The organism is Brevundimonas sp. MEB006b (assembly GCF_030209705.1).
Lineage (GTDB): Bacteria > Pseudomonadota > Alphaproteobacteria > Caulobacterales > Caulobacteraceae > Brevundimonas.
In genome coordinates this window covers 42,581-59,558 of record NZ_JARVRL010000001.1, presented here as the reverse complement: position 1 = coordinate 59,558, position 16,978 = coordinate 42,581, and the positions used below count along the sequence as shown (strand labels likewise).

The window sequence follows — 16,978 nt, the reverse complement described above, 5'->3', positions numbered from 1 at the left end:
CAGGTCGCGTCCCGCCCCGCTTCAGGCCGCTCCGCTTTGCGCGAGATGGTCGAGGACTCTCCGCGAGCTGATATCGCGGAACCCCTCGTAAGGCCGCCCCATCGCGCTGCTCCATTGCAGGTTCACGGTGGGGTCGGATGTCAGCATCGCTCCCCATTTGCGATGCAAATCTCGAAGCTCGTCGTCATCCCACGCGACCTTTTCGCAATTGTCGTTTCGACCGCGCGTCGCGGATTCATGGTGAACCAGTTCGACAGCAGGGTCGTAAACGACCTCCAGGCCCGTCCTTCTGACGGCCAGACAAAAATCGATGTCGTTGTAGGCGATGGAAAAGCGAGGATCGAAACGACCTACGGCGTTGAACACGGTTTGTCGCACAGCCATAAAAGCCCCCGTCACGGCGGCTGCGGTTCGTCGTCGTCGCCAACGCCCCAGCGGCCCCGGATCTGTCGCGTCCGCTCCCTCGCCTTCATGGACGGGCCGTCCGTCCCCTGCACCCAAAACAATGCCGGCGTGTTGTACGGTGCCGCGAGGAAAAAGCAGCCGCGCGCCAACGATACCGGTCTCCCTTCTGGAGAAGTTGGATCGCAAAACCTCATCCCAGCCTTGCGTCGTCATTTCCACGTCGTTGTTTGCGAACACCAGAATGCCGTCCTGGCAGGTGTCAGCGGCCAGATTATTCAGAAGGGGCCAGTTGAAGGCACCGGGGCTGACCAGCACTTTTACTCCGAACCGGGTACGCAGCCGGTCGAACAGCTTTTTTGATCGTGGTTCCAAAGAACCGTTGTCGATCACGATGAAACTCAAGCGGCGCCTGTTTGACGCCTTTCTGACGAGACTCAGAACCGCAGCTTGAAGAAGGTGGGCCCGATCGCGGGTCGGGATTATGACTGTGATCGGCTCCTCGGGAACAGCGGCCAGATCTGTCCCGCCCGAGGTGTTGTTCTCCAGGCGGACCTGATCGGCTGGAACGCTGAAGAGAATTCGCGGCACATTGGCGACGCCGCTGCCGCGTGACGCTTGCATGAGAAGCGATCGACGAAGCTGAGAGCCTTCTTGTCCCAGGCCGGCGCAAAGTTCCGGGTAGAGCGCCGGCTTGACCGCGACAGCGGCGGGAACGATCGGGCATGTCTCCATCTCGAGAACGTCCTGACGCGGGAAAAGCGCCGGATCAAACCGCTCCATGCCGTCGCGCCAATGCTCCCTGAATTGGTCCTGATCGAAAATCACGGCGGCCTGCGTCGTTGACGCCAGGGCCAGGCGAATCCATCCCACCGCTTCGCGGTCAAGGACAAGGCCGCTGGAAACCTGCAGAATGGCGGAGGCCTGCATCACCTGAGCGATGATCGCCTGATCGGCCGACTCGTACTGAATCCGGGACTCGAACGCCTGGTAGCTCGTGACCGAGTGCTCGAAAAGGCGCGCATCGCCTCGGACGATGGCACGCCAGGCGCCATCGCGCTGATCCAACAGGCTGGTCAAGGTTCGACGTAGCTTCGACGGCGATCCATCGGCAGCATCTACCAACACAGTGAGGTCCGCGAGGTCTCCACCTCCGGCGGGCGGGGGGCTCACGGGATAGGCCTTTGCAAAGGCGTCGTAGGCCCTCGCAGGATAGGACGAAACGACGGCGTAGCGTCCGACCTCTTCGGCGGCGGCGGTCAGATTGGCGCTGATGCGACCCGCCACGTCCGTAGCAGCGGATCGGCCGTAGTCCGCCTCTGGCAAGCGATGGCGCGCTCCGATGGCGATCAGCTTGTCGCGAGCAGGCGTGAAACCTGGCTCCATGCATAGGGCCTGAGCGAAAATGTCTTCCGCCTCGCGCGTTCGCCCCTGCTCCTGCAGGAGCAAACCGAGTTGGAGGTAGGCGTGGGCATAGCTGGGCCGTTGGGCGATCGCGGTCCGATAGGCGGCTTCCGCCTCGGCGAAGCGGCCTGCGGCCTTGAGGGTGTGGCCGAGTTGCAAGTGCAGCCCCGGCCGACGAAAATTGCGTTGAAGCAAGGACCGGTACAGGGCTTCCGACATCGCCCAATCGCCGGCCTCCCGGGCCAGCCGAGCCTTATTCTTCTGGCCGAGCCTGCCTTGAAAAACATGAACCAAGCCGCGAAATTTCACCTTATACCCACTTTCCGCCTTGGATCGATCGACGCCTTCAAGGCAATAGGCCAGACTGTCCAGACCATCAACCGGACACGCTCGGCGATGCCGGCGAGCCTATTCTTGGCGAATGCCGCAAGACAGAATAAGGACCTGTCATCGCGGCGTTGGTCGGTAAATGGGTTCGAGCGATTTCAGCATGACAGACACGCCGCAAATCTGGCACTGGCGTCAGGAAGACTACATCAAGAATTTCGGCGATTATCTCGCGGCTTTCCTCACGCGGGAGATGTTCGAGCCGATTTCCTGGCACGATGGGCCCGTGCACGTCATCGGCAGCGTCATTGCCGATTTCCTTGTGCCAGAGGCGGCCACGGATGGGTCGGGGCGTCCCGTTCCGAAGACGGTGTTCTGGGGCTGCGGCGCACGCGACGAAAACGGCTTGAGTGACGACAGGATCGAACAGGCCGAGATCCTGGCTGTGCGCGGCCCGCTTACCGCTTCGGTTCTGAAACTGGGCGCTACGAAACCTCAAGGCGACATCGCTCTTTTTCTTCCCGCGCTTTACAAACCTCAAAAGTCTGGCGTGACCAAAGACAAGACTGTCTGCATCCCTCACTTCTGGGATCATCGGCCAGATCACGAGTTCAGTCAGTCCGGATGCGATGTCGTCCTTAGAACCAATATTGTCGGCGGCGACGTGGAGATACGACGCCTTATAGATGCGATCGCCTCGGCGGACTTCGTTTTGTCGGCATCGCTCCATGGTGCCCTGGTCGCCGCGGCTTATGGGGTTCCCTTCGGATTCTGGGACAACGGCCATATCGACCTTCCCTTCAAATGGCAGGACTTGGCGGCCTATCTCTCGATTCCGCCGGCGTTCCACGCCACGCTGGAGCAGGCCCGGGTCGCCTACGAAAACGAGATCGGCGCCAAGCTTCGAATTCCATCGTTGTGGGCTTTCCTGGCCTGCGCGCCCTTTCCTCTTCGTCCTGACGCCCTGGTGAAGATTATTCGTCATCAGTTAGAGGCGGGCGGGCCGGAACAAGCGCTCCACGCCGTGAACGACCTGACCCGGGAACTGTCGCTAAACGCGCCGGAAGCTCACGACAAGGCGAAGCGTCTCATGCAAAAACTCGGGGAACTTGCCCGAGATGTTCACACCGCTCGTGAACAGAAGCGAATGGCGGAGGAGCAGAGCAAGGCGTTAGCGGATCGCCTGGCTATGGCCGATCAGCTGAGAGAAGAAGCTGTGACCGCCCGGCAGAGGTACGCCGACGAGCAGATCGATGCGATACGAGAGAAACTGTCGGCCGCGCAGGCGGCCCAAGAAACCGCGAATCGCCTGTCTTCCCAACTCACCGCCGTTCAGATCGAACGCGACAACCTCCAGACTGAGCGCGAGGACTACAGCGCCGCCGTCGCCACCCTGTCGGCGCGAATTGGACGTACCCTTGAGCGGCTGCAGAGTCGTCCCAATGATGTCGATGCAGCGTATAGGGATGACGAGGGCGACGACGAGCTCGCCGCGCTAAGCAAAAAGGCAGGCGAGCTCCTTGCAGAGCGCAACGCCTTGCTGCTGCGCGCCACAACGCTAGAGGATCGTCTATCGGAGACGCTCACAAACCTGGAACAGGCCGAGCAAGTTCAACGCCGCGCCGAAGTCGTGTCGGAACAACGACGCCTCCAGACCGAAAATCTGGTATCCGAGAATGCCGTTTTCCAGGCCGAGGTCGGTTCATTGAAGCGTCTGCTTGCGGAGCAGGAAGAGGCTCTCAAAGGCACGATGGCTCGCAATCTCGCCCTGTCGACCCAGGTTCAAGCCACGGGACGTGACATCGACCGTTGGCGCGGGGAAATTGAAGAAGCCCAGCGGCAAAGAGACGCCGCCTTGGGAAAGTACGAGCGGATAGCGAACTCGCGCGCTTGGCGCCTGGTAAGAAGGAGCCGCCGCATCAGAGAGTACTTTTCGCCCTTCCGCATGAAGCAGCGGGGGCGGCGGGTCGTGCGTATCCTCACCGGAAAGGGGCGCAAGAAAAAGCCGAAGGCGCTCCCCTCGACGCCTGCAATGCCCGCCTCGGGGCATTCCAATGTCGCCATCTTCGTTCTCGACGTTCTGGGCGTCGGTCCTTCCCCCGCCCTGGCCGCCCAGATTAGGCGGTGGGCGCGCGACGGATCGGATGTGATCGCTTGCGGGAAGATCAAGGCTTGGGCTTCGTTGCCCGTCCGTACAATTTCATGCGACGAGACGGGCGCGGTCACACGTCTGAACGAACATCTTCAAACTCACGGCGGTGACGTGACCGTTGTCGTGACGGACCCGTCGGTGTCGATCAGCGGTGACCTGAGCGCTTTACTGTCTGACTTCGAACGCCATCCGCAGTCAGCCGCCCTTTGCGCCGCAGTGCTCAATGGAGATATGGTGCATGCATTCGGGGCCGTCGTCGGCGATGATGGACAGATCGTCGCCGACGAGACCGGCCAGACAGCAGCGTCATACACCTTCAGCTCCACAAGACCCTGCGGCGCGTTATGGCCGACTGTCGTTGCATTGAACCTGGACATCTGCCGCCACCTTGGCCCGTTGCCCGCCTTGGCGAGCAGCGAATGTGCTTTGATCGCCTTTGGTCTCAACGCGCGCAGCCACGGCCTGGACACACTGGTCACGCCCTCAGTCTCGGCGCAGACAACACAGACCATAAAACAGATTGAGTTGCCGCAGCATCTTTCTGAACAGGCGCGCCAGCTGGGTTCGGGGCCGCGCCGCCCGAAGGTCTTGTTCGCCGACGCCGTCACGCCCACGCCAGACCGGGATTCAGGCTCGATCGACATCGTTTGGTTCATGAAGATCTTTTTGCGGCTGGGCTATGAGGTCACGTTCCTACCCATCCACGAACGAGGCGACGCCGGCCGCTATACGCAAGACCTTCGCCAGTTGGGCGTGCTCTGCCCCAGCTCGCAGGACTATGACGAGCCTTGGAAGTTTTTGCGGGATCAGGGCAAGGCGCTAGATCTCTGCATTCTCTACAGGGCGTCGGCCGCCTGTCACCTCATCGATCCGGTCAAGGAGTTCGCTCCCCAAGCCAAGGTCATCTTCGACACCGTCGATCTCCACTTCCTGCGCGAACAGCGCGCCGCAGAGTCTATCGGGTCCGTTGAGGGTCTGGCCGCTGCGGAACAGACCAAGGCTGAAGAGATTCGGATCATGGAGGCCAGCGACGCGACCATCCTGCTCAGCACAGCCGAGTATGATCTGGTTGGCAAAATTGCCCCGCAGGTGAAACGGGCCCACATCTCGATTGTTCGCGAAGTTCCAGGCCGATCGAAAGGAAGCGAAGGCCGCTCGGGCTGCATGTTCGTGGGCGGATTCAAGCACAGGCCGAACATCGACGCCGTTCACTATTTGTGTGGAGAAATCTGGCCCGAGGTTCGCAAACGATCACCCGAATCGACGCTCTACATCATCGGCGCCGATGCGCCTCAGGACGTTGTGGAGCTTCATGACCCTAGGAACGGCGTGCACTTCAAAGGTTTCGAAAAGAGCCTAGATTTCTACTACGAAAACATGAGGATCAATCTTGCGCCGCTCCGTGTCGGCGCCGGGGTCAAGGGCAAGGTCGTCGCCAGCCTCGCTGTCGGGCTGCCGACCATCGGGACGCCGATCGCCGTGGAGGGCATGGGCCTTGAGGACGGGATCGATGCGCTGGTAGCCGACACCCCCAGCGCTTTCGCCGACGCCGTCGTCCGCCTGAACGATGACGATGCGCTTTGGGAAAGCCTGTCCCGGCGGTCGGTGGAGGCCGCAAAGGCGCGGTTCTCCGTCACCGCCGCCGAAGACCGATTGAAAGAGCTGCTGAAAGACCTCGGGCTGCCGACGTCAGCTTAAAGTCGGACGCGCGCAGGCCGACAGAACGCCCTCCAGCTGCCGGATCATACGTTCGAATGTAAATCGGCTGGCGAGGGTTCTGGCCCTGCGCGAAAGCGTGCGTCTCAGATCGGGGTCTCGCACAAGAGCGGCGATTTGCTCGGCCAAGTCGTCGGCGTCCCCGTTTCGGAAAACCATGCCGGTGCGGCCGGAAAAGACGATTTCGGTGTTGCCCCCGGCGTCGGAAGCCACGGTGGGAATGCCCGCCGCCATGGCCATAATGAGCGTCAGCGAAAAGGGTTCGTAACGCGAGGGGAACAGGTAGATGTCATGTTGCGACCACAGCATCGACAAGTCCGCCTCGGCGACCGGGGGCAGGATTTTGATTTCGGCGCCGAAGTTGTCCGCAGCGATAGCCTCGTCAAGTCGCGCCTTGTAGGCCTGGTCCTGGCCGTCGCCGACGATCGTCAGCTCGATGGGGATGGCTCGTCCGAGTTTAGCTCTCAACGGTCGGAGCGCCGCCACACACAAGTCGGCCCCCTTGAGATCGACGATCCTGCCGGCGAACAGCAGGCGTAGAGGGTTTGTCTTGCCGAACGACTTCGCTTCCTCCCGCCTGGCCGGACTGTTGACGTCAATCTGGACGCCGTTGTGCACGACCCACTCGTGTTCGAATTCGTACCCGGCCGCGTGGTAGAATTTTTGGACGAACTCGGCCCCGAAAACGGCGTTGAAAGGGGATTTTCTCGACACCCGCCCCTCCAGCGCCCCGCCGGAAAAGGGTTCGAAACCGTGAACGTGCCGACTGAAGAAGCCGGAGACGACGCTGGGCTGCTCGGCATACGCCAACCAATTGTCCGTAAGAAAGAGGGTCGTCGGCTTGCCGCTGGACTCGATGGCGCGCTTCACAGCGTCGCCGAGGAAGTACAGGTTCCAGACGAAGATGAGATCCGGATCGATTTCCCGCACGGCCCGTTCGACCGCCGCCTCGTTCGAGCGATTTATGGCGTCGATCTCGTCGTTCTCCGCCTGGAAGGGGCGGTATATGTCCTCCCGATCCGCCAGAAGCGTTAGGCCCTGGACGATCGTCTGACGGGGATGCGGCGGCGCCTCGATCCCGTAATCGCTCGTGAGGACATGGATGTCGTGACCCCGTTGGGCCAGTGCGTCTGCCACATCATGGGCGAGCCGCTCGTAGCCTCCCACAACATTGGGCGGGTACAGGTTGCTGACGATCAGTATCTTCACGACAAGGCCTCGACTAGCGCACCATACTGGTCTTGATTTCGCCGAAACGCACGGAAGTCGGTGGCTGTATCCGGCGCCCCGATCATGAATGCCCAGGTCGTCAAAACGGCCTTGAGCAGGCCGTGGCGGTCCAGGATTTCGGCATACTCGACGATCGCTTCAGATCGACCCTGGCAAAGCCTGAAAAGGTGCAGCGCCGTGATGTAGGCCCATTCCACCTTCACCCGATCATGTCCCTCTGAAATGGTGTTGGTATCGTGGATGCGATAGCTCATCAGGCGCTGATCCATGAAACGCACCTTCTGATCGCTGCGCGACATCCTGAGGAAAAAGTCGAGATCGTGCGCATAGCGGTAGTCGCCGAATAGGCCGATATCCTCAAACACCGTCCGTCGTGCCGCGAGGTTGGACGTCGTCACCAGAAAGTTGCCGTTAACGAGCGAGGCCCCCCAAAGGCCGGTCTCTCGATAAAAGGCCAAGGCTTGCTCATACCAAGGAAACTCCGTTGGGCTTCCTTGCCCATCGACGAAATCCATCGCGGTGAAAACGGCGGCCAGATCGCCGTCGTTCCTAAAAGCACTGGCCACAGCATCCAGCCTTTCGGGGTGATAGAGGTCGTCGGAATTGAGGATGCAGATGACGTCCGATGTCGCCCGGCCGATACCCGAGTTGATCGTATTGTGCGCGCCGCGGTTAGACTGTTTCCAGACGATAATTTCGGGTCGCGCCTCGGCCAGCAATTCGACCTGCCGCACGCCGTCATCCGATGAGCCGTCGTCGATCACGATGATCTCGGCGGCCGGATAAGTTTGACAAAGAACGCTGTAGATCGTCGAGGCGATGTACTTTTTGTGATTGTATAGAGGAATCACGATGGAGATTGTCGGGTTCATTAAGTGCGTCAATCCTGCCTCATGATTTCCGTGGCGGAGCCGCCCAAGAGCGTCTAACCACTTATGGAACGCCTTACGGCCTGTTCCTAAACAAGACGAGAGCGATTTCGTAGTGCAGATTTTTTCGGACGATAAGCCCTCCGTCAGCTTGGTGCTGGGCGGCGGAGGGTTTGTAGGTTCGGCGCTTCGTCGCAGCCTTTCGGCCGATAACCGCGAGGTGACGGTCCTTTCCCGTTCCCCGCCGTCGATCCTCCACGCCAACGAGACCTGGATCACGGGTGATTTCGCCGACGAAGCGTTGCTGGACAGCGTCTTGCGCCCCGGCATGGACGTGTATCACTTGATAAGCGGCGCTGTGCCGGCAAAAGGCAACTGGGATGTCGAGCAGGAGATTCTGAGCTCGGTGATCCCCACCCTGAAGCTGCTGAAAGCCGCAGTGGCAAAAGGCGTTCGTCGGATCATCTATGTTTCTTCGGGCGGCACCGTTTATGGCGTGCCGACTTCGGTTCCGATCCGCGAGGACGCCCCCACTGATCCCATATCGGCCTATGGCGTCGCCAAGCTGACGGTCGAGAAATATCTGGCCCTGTTCGAGCGGCATCACGGACTGTCCTACCGAATTCTCCGCGTCGCCAACCCTTACGGGCCCGGCCAGCTTCCCAACCGGCAGCAGGGCGTCGTCGCCAATCTGCTTTATCAGGCTCTGTCCGGTCGCCCCTTCGAGATCTGGGGCGACGGCTCGGCCGCCCGCGACTTCATTCACGTTGACGACGTCGCAAGGAGCCTTCGGGCGGCGGCCGACTACGAAGGCGATGAACGGATTTTCAACATCGGCAGCGGCGTCGCCATTCCAATATCGAAGATTGTGGATGACATCGCTCAGGCAATGAAGATCACATCACCATCCATCATACACCATCCGAGTCGACAGCATGATGTTCCTGTCAACTGCCTCGATATTGGCAAAGCCAAGTTTGAACTGGGGTGGACGCCGAACAGTTCATGGCCGACTGGGATCGATAGCATCGTTTTTTGGCTGAAAAATCAGATGAACGACGATCAAGTTTAATCGAACGAATGATGGATTGTTAAATGCAAATCGAAGATGCGCTGTCTCACGTTCAGAATGCGTGTAGCAACATCGCTGGTGGTCCATATGGTGAAGATCACTACTTTCACGTCCACCGGCTGAGATTCGCTCACACTCTTATGCGGCTTTCTTATCTAGAGAATATTGGGCGAATGCTGGAAATCGGCAGCGATGGCCTTTTTCTTCGTCTAGGGCGATATGTATTGTCGGCCACCGAAGTCGCGGGGACGGTCCATCATGAAGGCGAACCGACAGCTTTCGTTGGAAACGACTATTTCCAATTCCAGTTCTATGGCGTTGACTTGGAATCTACACAACTTCCGGTCCCCGACGGATCCTTTGACACGGTAGTATGCGGTGAGGTGATTGAGCACATGGCCCGCGACCCTATGGCGCTGCTGCAGGAGATAAACCGGCTCCTTCCAATCGGCGGCCACTGCCTTATTACAACGCCAAACATATCAAGCTATCGCAACATAGATATGGCTCTACAACGACAAGTCCCGATGAATTTCTATAAATTCAGAAAGGACGGATCTCTTGACCGTCACCACATCGAATATACGCCAAAACTACTCTGTGAATTTTTAGAAACTGCCGGATTTGAGATTTCCATATGTGTGACAGAGAACTGCTGGTCAGCATCACACGATAGCCTTCAGCAGTTTGTCGAGAAAAACGGCTACAGTCCGCACGATAGAGGAGACAATATTTTTGTGATGTGCAAGAAAATTGGCCCCGTATTGGAACGCTACCCCGATATTATGTATGTCTAGGCCGACAAGTCAGCAACCTATAGCTCTAAAGCCTAGGCGCTACGGTGATGCGCGCGGTTGGTTCGCTGAAACCTATTCGGTCCAGTTCGCGCGGGCTGCCGGAATCGACGTCGCCTTCGTTCAGGACAATCAATCCTTCTCCTCAGCCAAGGGCACCGTGCGGGGGTTACACTTCCAGAGGCCGCCGCATGACCAGGCGAAGCTTGTCCGGTGTCTACGCGGGTCGATCATGGACTATGCCGTCGACATTCGACGCGGTTCGCCGACCTATGGACGCTTCGTTCAGGCGCGGCTGACGGCCGAAGGCGGCGAACAGCTGTTTATTCCAATCGGGTTCGCCCATGGCTTCGTCACCCTGGAGCCGGATGTCGAGATCGCCTACAAGGTCTCGGATATTTACGCGCCCGATTGCGACGGCGGCGTTCGCTGGGACGACCCCGACATCGCCATCGACTGGCCGCTGCCCGAAACCGGCGCCGTCCTGTCGGACAAGGACCTGTCCCTGCCGGGTCTGCATGAGTTCGACAGCCCGTTCGATTACGACGGCCATCCGTTAGAGCCCCTGTCCGACCTTTGATCCCCTTCCGCGAGACCTAGCGATGCGTATTCTTGTCACCGGCGGCGCCGGCTTCATCGGTTCGGCCCTGGTGCGACGGCTGATCGCCCATACCGATCATGACGTCCTGGTGTTCGACAAGCTGACCTACGCCGGGGTGCTCAGCTCCCTGGAACCGGCGGCAAGCAGCGACCGCTACCGTTTTGTCCAAGCGGATATTTGCGACGCAGAGGCTGTCGCCAAGGCTTTGGCCGACTTCCAACCCGACGTCGTCGCCCACCTGGCGGCCGAAAGTCATGTTGATCGCTCCATCGACGGGCCGGGCGCTTTTGTTCAGACCAATCTGGTCGGCACCTTCGTCATGCTGAACCAGGTGCTGGGCTATTGGCGGAATCTGCCCGACGCCCGGAAGATGGACTTCCGCTTTCATCACATCTCGACCGACGAGGTGTTCGGCTCGTTGGGCGAGGAAGGCTTCTTCACCGAAACCACCGCCTATGATCCGCGCTCACCCTATTCGGCGTCCAAGGCGGGATCGGACCATTTGGTGCGGGCGTGGGGCCATACCTATGGCCTGCCGGTTCTCGTGACCAACTGCTCGAACAACTATGGCCCCTACCACTTCCCCGAGAAGCTGATTCCGCTGATCATCATCCGGGCGCTGAACGGCGAACCCCTGCCGGTCTATGGCGACGGGTCGAACGTGCGCGACTGGCTGTTCGTCGATGATCACGCCCGCGCGCTTCAGGCCGTCTTCGAAAAGGGCCGGCCGGGTAAAACCTACAATGTCGGCGGCAACGCCGAGCGCAAGAACATCGAGGTGGTCCAGGCGATCTGCAGCATACTGGACCGGCTGCGTCCCAAGGCCGTCGGACGCTACGCCGACCAGATCACCTTCGTCACCGATCGACCCGGGCACGATCATCGCTACGCCATCGACGCCTCCAAGATTCGCGCCGATCTGGGCTGGACGCCTTCCCTCACCTTCGAACAAGGGATCGAACATACCGTGGCCTGGTACCTGGAAAACCCCGGCTGGTGGCAGAATATTCTAGGCGCCCGCTATTCGACGCAGCGGCTCGGGGTCGGGAATGGCTGAGCCGATCCACATCCTGATCACCGGGGGCGCCGGGCAGGTAGGGCTGGAGTTGCTGGCGGCCGAATGGCCGCAAGACGTCGTGCTGCATGCGCCGCTCCGCCAGGAACTGGACCTGGCCGATCCGGCTTCGGTGCGGAAGGCCTTTGCGGCGACGCCCTTCGCCGCCGTGATCAACGCGGCGGCCCACACGGCGGTGGACAGGGCCGAAGCCGAGGTCGCCGTCGCCTTCGCCGCCAATGCTCTAGGCCCGGCGGTGCTGGCCGATATGACACGCGAGACCGGCATCCCGCTGATTCAGATTTCGACCGACTATGTTTTCGATGGCGCCAAGGCGGGTCTTTACGTCGAGACGGACCCGGTCGGCCCTCTTGGCGTCTATGGCGCCTCGAAGCTGGCGGGCGAATTGGCCGTACGCAGCGGCAATCCGCGATCGGTCGTCGTGCGGACGGCCTGGGTGTTGAGTATCCACCGCACCAACTTCCTGAAGACGATGCTGCGGCTGGCCGGGGATCGGCCCGCGCTCAATGTTGTGGGGGATCAGCTCGGGTGTCCCACCTCGGCGCGCGACATCGCCGCGGCCCTCAAGACTATCGCGCTGAAGATGATCGCCGATCCATCGGCGCCAACCGGCATCTATCATTTCGTCAACGCCGGCGAGACCACATGGGCTAACCTGGCCCGTGAAATCCTGGCGCTCAGCAAAGCCTCAGGCGGCCCTTGGGCCGAGGTTCAAGACATTCCCGTCATCGACTACCCCACGCCTGCGCGCCGCCCGGCGAACTCGCGCCTTTCCACCGAAAAGCTGACCCGCGATTACGGGATCGCCCCGCGCGCCTGGCAAACCGCGGTCGCCGAAATCGTCGCCGAACTGAACGCCGAAAGGACTTTCTCATGAAGGGTATCATCCTGGCCGGAGGCTCCGGCACGCGCCTGCACCCGATGACCTTGGTCACTTCGAAGCAGCTTATGCCGGTCTACGACAAGCCGATGATTTACTATCCGCTGTCGACTCTGATGCTGGCCGGCATACGCGAGGTTTTGATCATTTCCACGCCGCGCGACACGCCGAATTTTCAAGCCTTGCTGGGCGACGGTTCGCAATGGGGCATGGAAATCCAGTACGCCGTACAGCCCAGCCCCGACGGGCTGGCCCAAGCCTATCTCATCGGGGCCGACTTCGTCGGCGACAACCCTTCAGCCCTAATTCTGGGCGACAACATCTTCTATGGCCACGGCATCACCGATCTTTTCATCAACGCTATGGCCCGCGCCGACGGCGCGACGGTTTTCGCCTATCATGTGAATGATCCCGAGCGTTACGGCGTCGTCGAGTTCGACGAAAGGATGCGTGCGCTCTCGATCGAGGAAAAGCCGGTCGAACCCAAATCGAACTGGGCGGTCACTGGCTTGTACTTCTATGACAGCGACGCGGTGCGCATCGCGCGCGATCTCAAACCCTCTGCGCGCGGTGAGCTTGAGATCACCGACGTGAACCGCGCCTACCTCGATCACGGCAAGCTGTCGGTCGAGATCATGGGACGCGGTTACGCCTGGCTGGATACAGGAACTCCAGACAGCCTCGTCGAGGCGGCCGAGTTCGTCCGCGTTCTGGAAAAGCGTCAGGGCTTCAAGATCGCCTGCCCTGAAGAGGTCGCCTATCAAAAGGACTTCATCAACGCCGAACAGCTTGATCGCCTGGCCTCCCAGCTGGGCAAGAGCGCCTATGGCGGCTATCTGCGCCACAGCGTCCTGAACCGCCGCTGATCGCTAGGCGATCCGCCCGACCTTTGCGCCAGAAAAGGCGATCATCCCGTCAATCGTACTGTCCAACAGCACGATCCTGAGTTCCGCGAAGTCCACGTTGGCGAAGTCGTGCTGCATCACCAGCGCATAGACGCCGACCTTTTCCGGATAGAAATCCAGACTCTCGAACTGTTCCAGCCCACCCCATTCGATCCGATACTTCCGACGAGTGGCGCCCTCGTCAAGAATCAGCTGGGCCTTTACTTCCCAACATCCGGGCGGCAGATACAGATGGGGGCCGGAGACGATAAGCCCGGGCGGCCCAGTCAAGTCGATCTCGAAGCCGCGCTCACCTGCCTTTTTTCGCCCATAGACGAAGATTTCGGGCGGCCAGTCTGCGCCCTGACCGATTTCCGGCTTGCCTGTCCGGTACATGTTCAAAGGCCCGTCAGGTTCAGCTCCCAAGTCGGGAGCCGTGAGCCGAAGGCCGCCCGGCGTCGAAATCTCCCGCCTTCCTTCAATGGCGTCGGCCCGCGAATAGAAAGTGGTCTGTGAGGCCGGCAAGGCGCCGCACCAGGCCAACAGCTCCGAGAGCCTGTTCAGCGCCTCCGGTTCCGACGGCTTTTCACCCGCTCCGACAAAGGGCGGCAGATCGGACGCGATGACGACGAACTCGTGAATTCCCAGATCATCGAGACTTTTCAAATCCTCCACGACGACCACAGTCGTATCGCCGTTGTCGAGGTTCAGCCTCTCTCCGCTTCGATGCCTGACCAAGTTTAGTCCGAGTCCTTTGATCGACGTCTCGATGGCCTCGATCCACCGAGGGTCCGGACGGGTCATGGCCAGGATCACGCAGTATTTTGCGTAGACGCGCTCCGGTCGGTTCAGGGGATCGCCTGTCGGTTCTGTCGCAGCCTGCTGTTGCCTCATGACGCCCTCAACCAACGATAGATTTCAAGCGCCTCTTCAACATCGTCGAAGACCTTTGCCTTGCAACTTTCAATAATGAGCGCTCGGTCGCAGTGAGAAGCGATCAGGCCGGTTTCGTGCGAAGCCATGATGAAGGCGCGATCCGAGCGGCGCTCGAACAGCTCTTCCTGACACTTCCGTTGAAATCGCGCGTCGCCCACTGCCACCAGTTCGTCGATCAGATAGCAGTCGAACTCAATGGCCAACGAAAGACCGAAGGCCAGACGGGCCCGCATGCCTGAGGAATATGTCTTCACAGGCGACGACAAGGCGCGCCCGAGTTCCGCAAAGTCCTCGACCTTGTCGAGGACTTCGGCGTACTCGCGGCCATAGATGCGCGAAATGAACCGCACGTTGTCGAGCCCGGACAAACTGCCTTGAAAGCCGCCTCCGAAGCCGATCGGCCATGACGATGACATGCGCCAATCGATTCGCCCTTCGGTCGGCGGCAGAATCCCCCCTAGCAAACGAATTAAGGTGGATTTTCCTTGGCCGTTTCGCCCCAGCAAGGCCAGCCGGCCGGAGCGACCGAGTTCAAAGTTTATTCCGGTGAATGTCGGCGCCTTGGCTTCGCGATAGGATACGCCCAGATCACGAACGACGAGCCCGGGCTCGCCTGCATGCGCGTTCATCCTTGAGCATGCTCCCGCAATCCAGCCCATGCCAGCCAACCTATCCCATAGACGACCATCATCGAGGCGAACACAGCCAGGATAGACAACAAGCGCTTTGGCTGCGTTGATTCGTCAGGCGAGTTGGGATTGACGATGCGCTCTAGGTACAGCTTTTGCCGTTGAGCATCCTGTTCGGCGCTGATGAGGGTCGCGGTGGCTTGGGCGAGTTCCTTGTCCGCCAGCTCCTGCCGGAGCGTGAGCTGCTGATAGATCGCCGATTTCGACGCTAGAGACTCTCCTCCCGATCGATTGGCCACCTTGGTCCGTTCGGAAGCGATCTGGTCGTTGTAGGCCTTGATGCGGGCGTCAAGCGCCGACAACTGGGGACTGCTGGGAGCGCCGGCGGCGATCTGCTCACGCTGCGCCTGCAGATCCGCCACAGCGCGGCGCAGGTTCACGATCACATCGGCGCTTTCCTTCGCCGAGAGTTCCGGATCCAGGAAGTTCTCCTGGTTGCGGAAATTCCTCAAGGCGGCTTGGGCTTCGGCGCTCTTTTCGCGTGCTGTTTCCAGAGCGTTGCGAGCATGAAGCAGAGTGTCCCGCGCCGCTCTCACATTCATGCGGTTGACCAACCGCTCGCCGCCTTGAAGCAGGCCTTCGGCGATCTTTTGCGCATCGGCCGCGCTGAACGCCTCAACGCGGAGCGTACTGATGCCAGTGGTCGAGTCGTAGCCGACCACGACAAAGCGCTGCAGCCCCTCGTACAGGCCTTCTTCGCTCCGCCCTTCCCAAGGCCTAGGGTACCGCGAGAATGGGTCGCCCCCTCGACGCCCCAGCATGTCGGCGATGTTAAAACTACGCTGCAGCTCATTCAGCGCGTCTCTGGATCGGATGTATTCGTGAACGGCGAAAGCATCGCCTTGGGCCGTTTGAATGCCGACTCCCTGCAGCGCCACGCCAAGCGCGGACGGTTGCTGGCTTGCGTTGGGCGCGCGCACCACGAATTGTGCCTCGGACACATAGCGCGGCGAGGCGATCAGCAGAAAATAGATCGCGGCCACCAAGGTCGGCGCCGCCACGACAAGCAGAAACGGCCAAGCCGACTTCAACTTTTGGACAACGCGGTCGGCCGCTGATCCGCGCGGTGACGGCGGAGGCTCGACATAAGTCAGCGACGCCCTTGTATTCATTGAAAGTTCGTCCTTCACAGTGGCCAGCCGATCTTACTCGATATCAACATGATTTTTGGAGGCGGCAAGCAGCAAAAGCCCGACCAAATTCATGATCGCCGCACAGGTGACGGCATAGAGAGGGTGGTAATAGGTCGCCGTGAATTCGCCGAAGACGCCGGCGCGTATCATCTCGACAGCGTTTGGAAAAGGCACCAGAAGATACATTTCCCGAAATCTGTGCGGCAGCCACGCGACCATGAAGAACGCGCCCGATATCGGAATGAGCGCATAGGTCAAAACCGGCACCAGGCGCTCCATGAGTTCAGACCTCATCGAAAGCGCCGAAAGGATAGTCGCCGCACCGGACCCCATGAAAGCCAGAAGAATCCAGCCGGAATACAGCAGCAATACATCCTTGGGCAGAGATATCTGTCCAAGGATTATGAGTATTGTGTATACGACTATAAACGCCGCAGTCGCTCCGGCAAACTCAAGGAGATTGCGAGCAATGAAAAGATGCAGGACGTTTATTTTCCGGTGATAAAGGAGTCCGATGTTGCCCTGCAGCGCATACATACTGAACCCGATCTGGTGCCTCAGCAGAAGAAGGCTCATGTAGCCGGTCATAACAAAGGGACCCAGACGGATCCCATGCTCGTATTCTGGCTTGAGCAGCGACCACATCACGAGAACGAAAAGACAAAACAGAAGGGGCTCACCCACAACCCAAAGGAACCCAAGCCCCCGGCGGCCGAACCGCGTTGTGGTCTCCCGCATCATCAATGCGCCGATAATGTCTGTTTGTCGGCGAATTTGGGCGGAAAACATGCAGTCCTACTCGTAACGATCTGAC

At 60.0% G+C, this 16,978-nt stretch carries 14 protein-coding genes; 7 read left to right on the top strand and 7 right to left on the bottom strand.

What is annotated here, in order from left to right:
- Positions 1–21: 21 nt before the first annotated feature.
- Positions 22–2,115, bottom strand: coding sequence for a glycosyltransferase (locus QRN13_RS00245; RefSeq protein WP_284876378.1), 2,094 nt, complete (start codon positions 2,113–2,115; stop codon positions 22–24).
- A gap of 181 nt (positions 2,116–2,296) precedes the next feature.
- On the opposite strand from QRN13_RS00245, the gene QRN13_RS00240 reads away from it, so the two are divergent.
- Positions 2,297–5,983: a glycosyltransferase gene (locus QRN13_RS00240; protein ID WP_284876377.1), complete on the top strand. Its 3,687-nt coding sequence runs from the start codon at positions 2,297–2,299 to the stop codon at positions 5,981–5,983.
- On the opposite strand, the gene QRN13_RS00235 is transcribed toward QRN13_RS00240, so the two are convergent.
- Positions 5,975–7,210 (bottom strand): glycosyltransferase family 4 protein, encoded by a 1,236-nt coding sequence (locus QRN13_RS00235; RefSeq protein WP_284876376.1) that lies wholly within the window; start codon positions 7,208–7,210, stop codon positions 5,975–5,977. The two genes, QRN13_RS00240 and QRN13_RS00235, sit on opposite strands and share 9 nt — an antisense overlap.
- Positions 7,207–8,103 carry a glycosyltransferase family 2 protein gene (locus QRN13_RS00230; protein ID WP_284876375.1) on the bottom strand — a complete coding sequence of 299 codons (897 nt, stop codon included), beginning with the start codon at positions 8,101–8,103 and terminating at the stop codon, positions 7,207–7,209. The genes QRN13_RS00235 and QRN13_RS00230 overlap by 4 nt, the downstream gene beginning before the upstream one ends.
- 112 nt (positions 8,104–8,215) lie before the next feature.
- Between QRN13_RS00230 and QRN13_RS00225 the strand changes: the two genes are divergently transcribed.
- From QRN13_RS00225 to rfbA, 6 genes are read left to right on the top strand one after another with little or no spacing between them, the layout of a single operon-like run.
- Positions 8,216–9,172: an NAD-dependent epimerase/dehydratase family protein gene (locus tag QRN13_RS00225; protein ID WP_284876374.1), complete on the top strand. Its 957-nt coding sequence runs from the start codon at positions 8,216–8,218 to the stop codon at positions 9,170–9,172.
- A 23-nt stretch (positions 9,173–9,195) separates the two neighbouring features.
- Positions 9,196–9,969 (top strand): class I SAM-dependent methyltransferase, encoded by a 774-nt coding sequence (locus QRN13_RS00220; protein ID WP_284876373.1) that lies wholly within the window; start codon positions 9,196–9,198, stop codon positions 9,967–9,969.
- Positions 9,962–10,546, top strand: a complete 585-nt coding sequence (gene rfbC / locus QRN13_RS00215) for a dTDP-4-dehydrorhamnose 3,5-epimerase (protein WP_284876372.1) — start codon at positions 9,962–9,964, stop codon at positions 10,544–10,546. The genes QRN13_RS00220 and rfbC overlap by 8 nt, the downstream gene beginning before the upstream one ends.
- A 22-nt stretch (positions 10,547–10,568) precedes the next feature.
- Positions 10,569–11,624, top strand: a complete 1,056-nt coding sequence (rfbB, locus tag QRN13_RS00210; RefSeq protein ID WP_284876371.1) for a dTDP-glucose 4,6-dehydratase — start codon at positions 10,569–10,571, stop codon at positions 11,622–11,624.
- Positions 11,617–12,519 (top strand): dTDP-4-dehydrorhamnose reductase, encoded by a 903-nt coding sequence (rfbD, locus tag QRN13_RS00205; RefSeq protein WP_284876370.1) that lies wholly within the window; start codon positions 11,617–11,619, stop codon positions 12,517–12,519. Before rfbB ends, rfbD begins: the two co-directional genes overlap by 8 nt.
- Positions 12,516–13,388, top strand: coding sequence for a glucose-1-phosphate thymidylyltransferase RfbA (gene rfbA, locus QRN13_RS00200; RefSeq protein WP_284876369.1), 873 nt, complete (start codon positions 12,516–12,518; stop codon positions 13,386–13,388). The genes rfbD and rfbA overlap by 4 nt, the downstream gene beginning before the upstream one ends.
- Before the next feature lie 3 nt (positions 13,389–13,391).
- Here rfbA and QRN13_RS00195 read toward each other — a convergent pair whose 3' ends face one another.
- From QRN13_RS00195 to QRN13_RS00180, 4 genes are read right to left on the bottom strand one after another with little or no spacing between them, the layout of a single operon-like run.
- Positions 13,392–14,300: a hypothetical protein gene (locus QRN13_RS00195; protein ID WP_284876368.1), complete on the bottom strand. Its 909-nt coding sequence runs from the start codon at positions 14,298–14,300 to the stop codon at positions 13,392–13,394.
- A complete protein-coding gene (locus QRN13_RS00190; protein WP_284876367.1) occupies positions 14,297–14,971 on the bottom strand; it encodes an ABC transporter ATP-binding protein in 675 nt (224 codons plus the stop codon). Before QRN13_RS00190 ends, QRN13_RS00195 begins: the two co-directional genes overlap by 4 nt.
- Entirely contained in the window at positions 14,968–16,161 is a 1,194-nt protein-coding gene (locus QRN13_RS00185; protein ID WP_284876366.1) for a KpsE/RkpR family capsule polysaccharide export protein, read from the bottom strand. Before QRN13_RS00185 ends, QRN13_RS00190 begins: the two co-directional genes overlap by 4 nt.
- A gap of 15 nt (positions 16,162–16,176) precedes the next feature.
- Positions 16,177–16,953, bottom strand: a complete 777-nt coding sequence (locus QRN13_RS00180) for an ABC transporter permease (protein ID WP_284876365.1) — start codon at positions 16,951–16,953, stop codon at positions 16,177–16,179.
- Positions 16,954–16,978 lie beyond the last annotated feature (25 nt).

What these genes read in the sequence shown, in the direction of transcription:
- rfbD (WP_284876370.1), top strand. Translation starts at nt 11,617, where the DNA reads ATGGCTGAGCCGATCCACATCCTGATCACCGGGGGCGCCGGGCAGGTA.
- QRN13_RS00195 (WP_284876368.1), bottom strand. Translation starts at nt 14,300, where the DNA reads ATGAGGCAACAGCAGGCTGCGACAGAACCGACAGGCGATCCCCTGAAC.
- rfbA (WP_284876369.1), top strand. Translation starts at nt 12,516, where the DNA reads ATGAAGGGTATCATCCTGGCCGGAGGCTCCGGCACGCGCCTGCACCCG.
- QRN13_RS00240 (WP_284876377.1), top strand. Translation starts at nt 2,297, where the DNA reads ATGACAGACACGCCGCAAATCTGGCACTGGCGTCAGGAAGACTACATC.
- QRN13_RS00190 (WP_284876367.1), bottom strand. Translation starts at nt 14,971, where the DNA reads ATGAACGCGCATGCAGGCGAGCCCGGGCTCGTCGTTCGTGATCTGGGC.
- QRN13_RS00220 (WP_284876373.1), top strand. Translation starts at nt 9,196, where the DNA reads ATGCAAATCGAAGATGCGCTGTCTCACGTTCAGAATGCGTGTAGCAAC.
- QRN13_RS00180 (WP_284876365.1), bottom strand. Translation starts at nt 16,953, where the DNA reads ATGTTTTCCGCCCAAATTCGCCGACAAACAGACATTATCGGCGCATTG.
- QRN13_RS00230 (WP_284876375.1), bottom strand. Translation starts at nt 8,103, where the DNA reads ATGAACCCGACAATCTCCATCGTGATTCCTCTATACAATCACAAAAAG.
- rfbC (WP_284876372.1), top strand. Translation starts at nt 9,962, where the DNA reads ATGTCTAGGCCGACAAGTCAGCAACCTATAGCTCTAAAGCCTAGGCGC.
- rfbB (WP_284876371.1), top strand. Translation starts at nt 10,569, where the DNA reads ATGCGTATTCTTGTCACCGGCGGCGCCGGCTTCATCGGTTCGGCCCTG.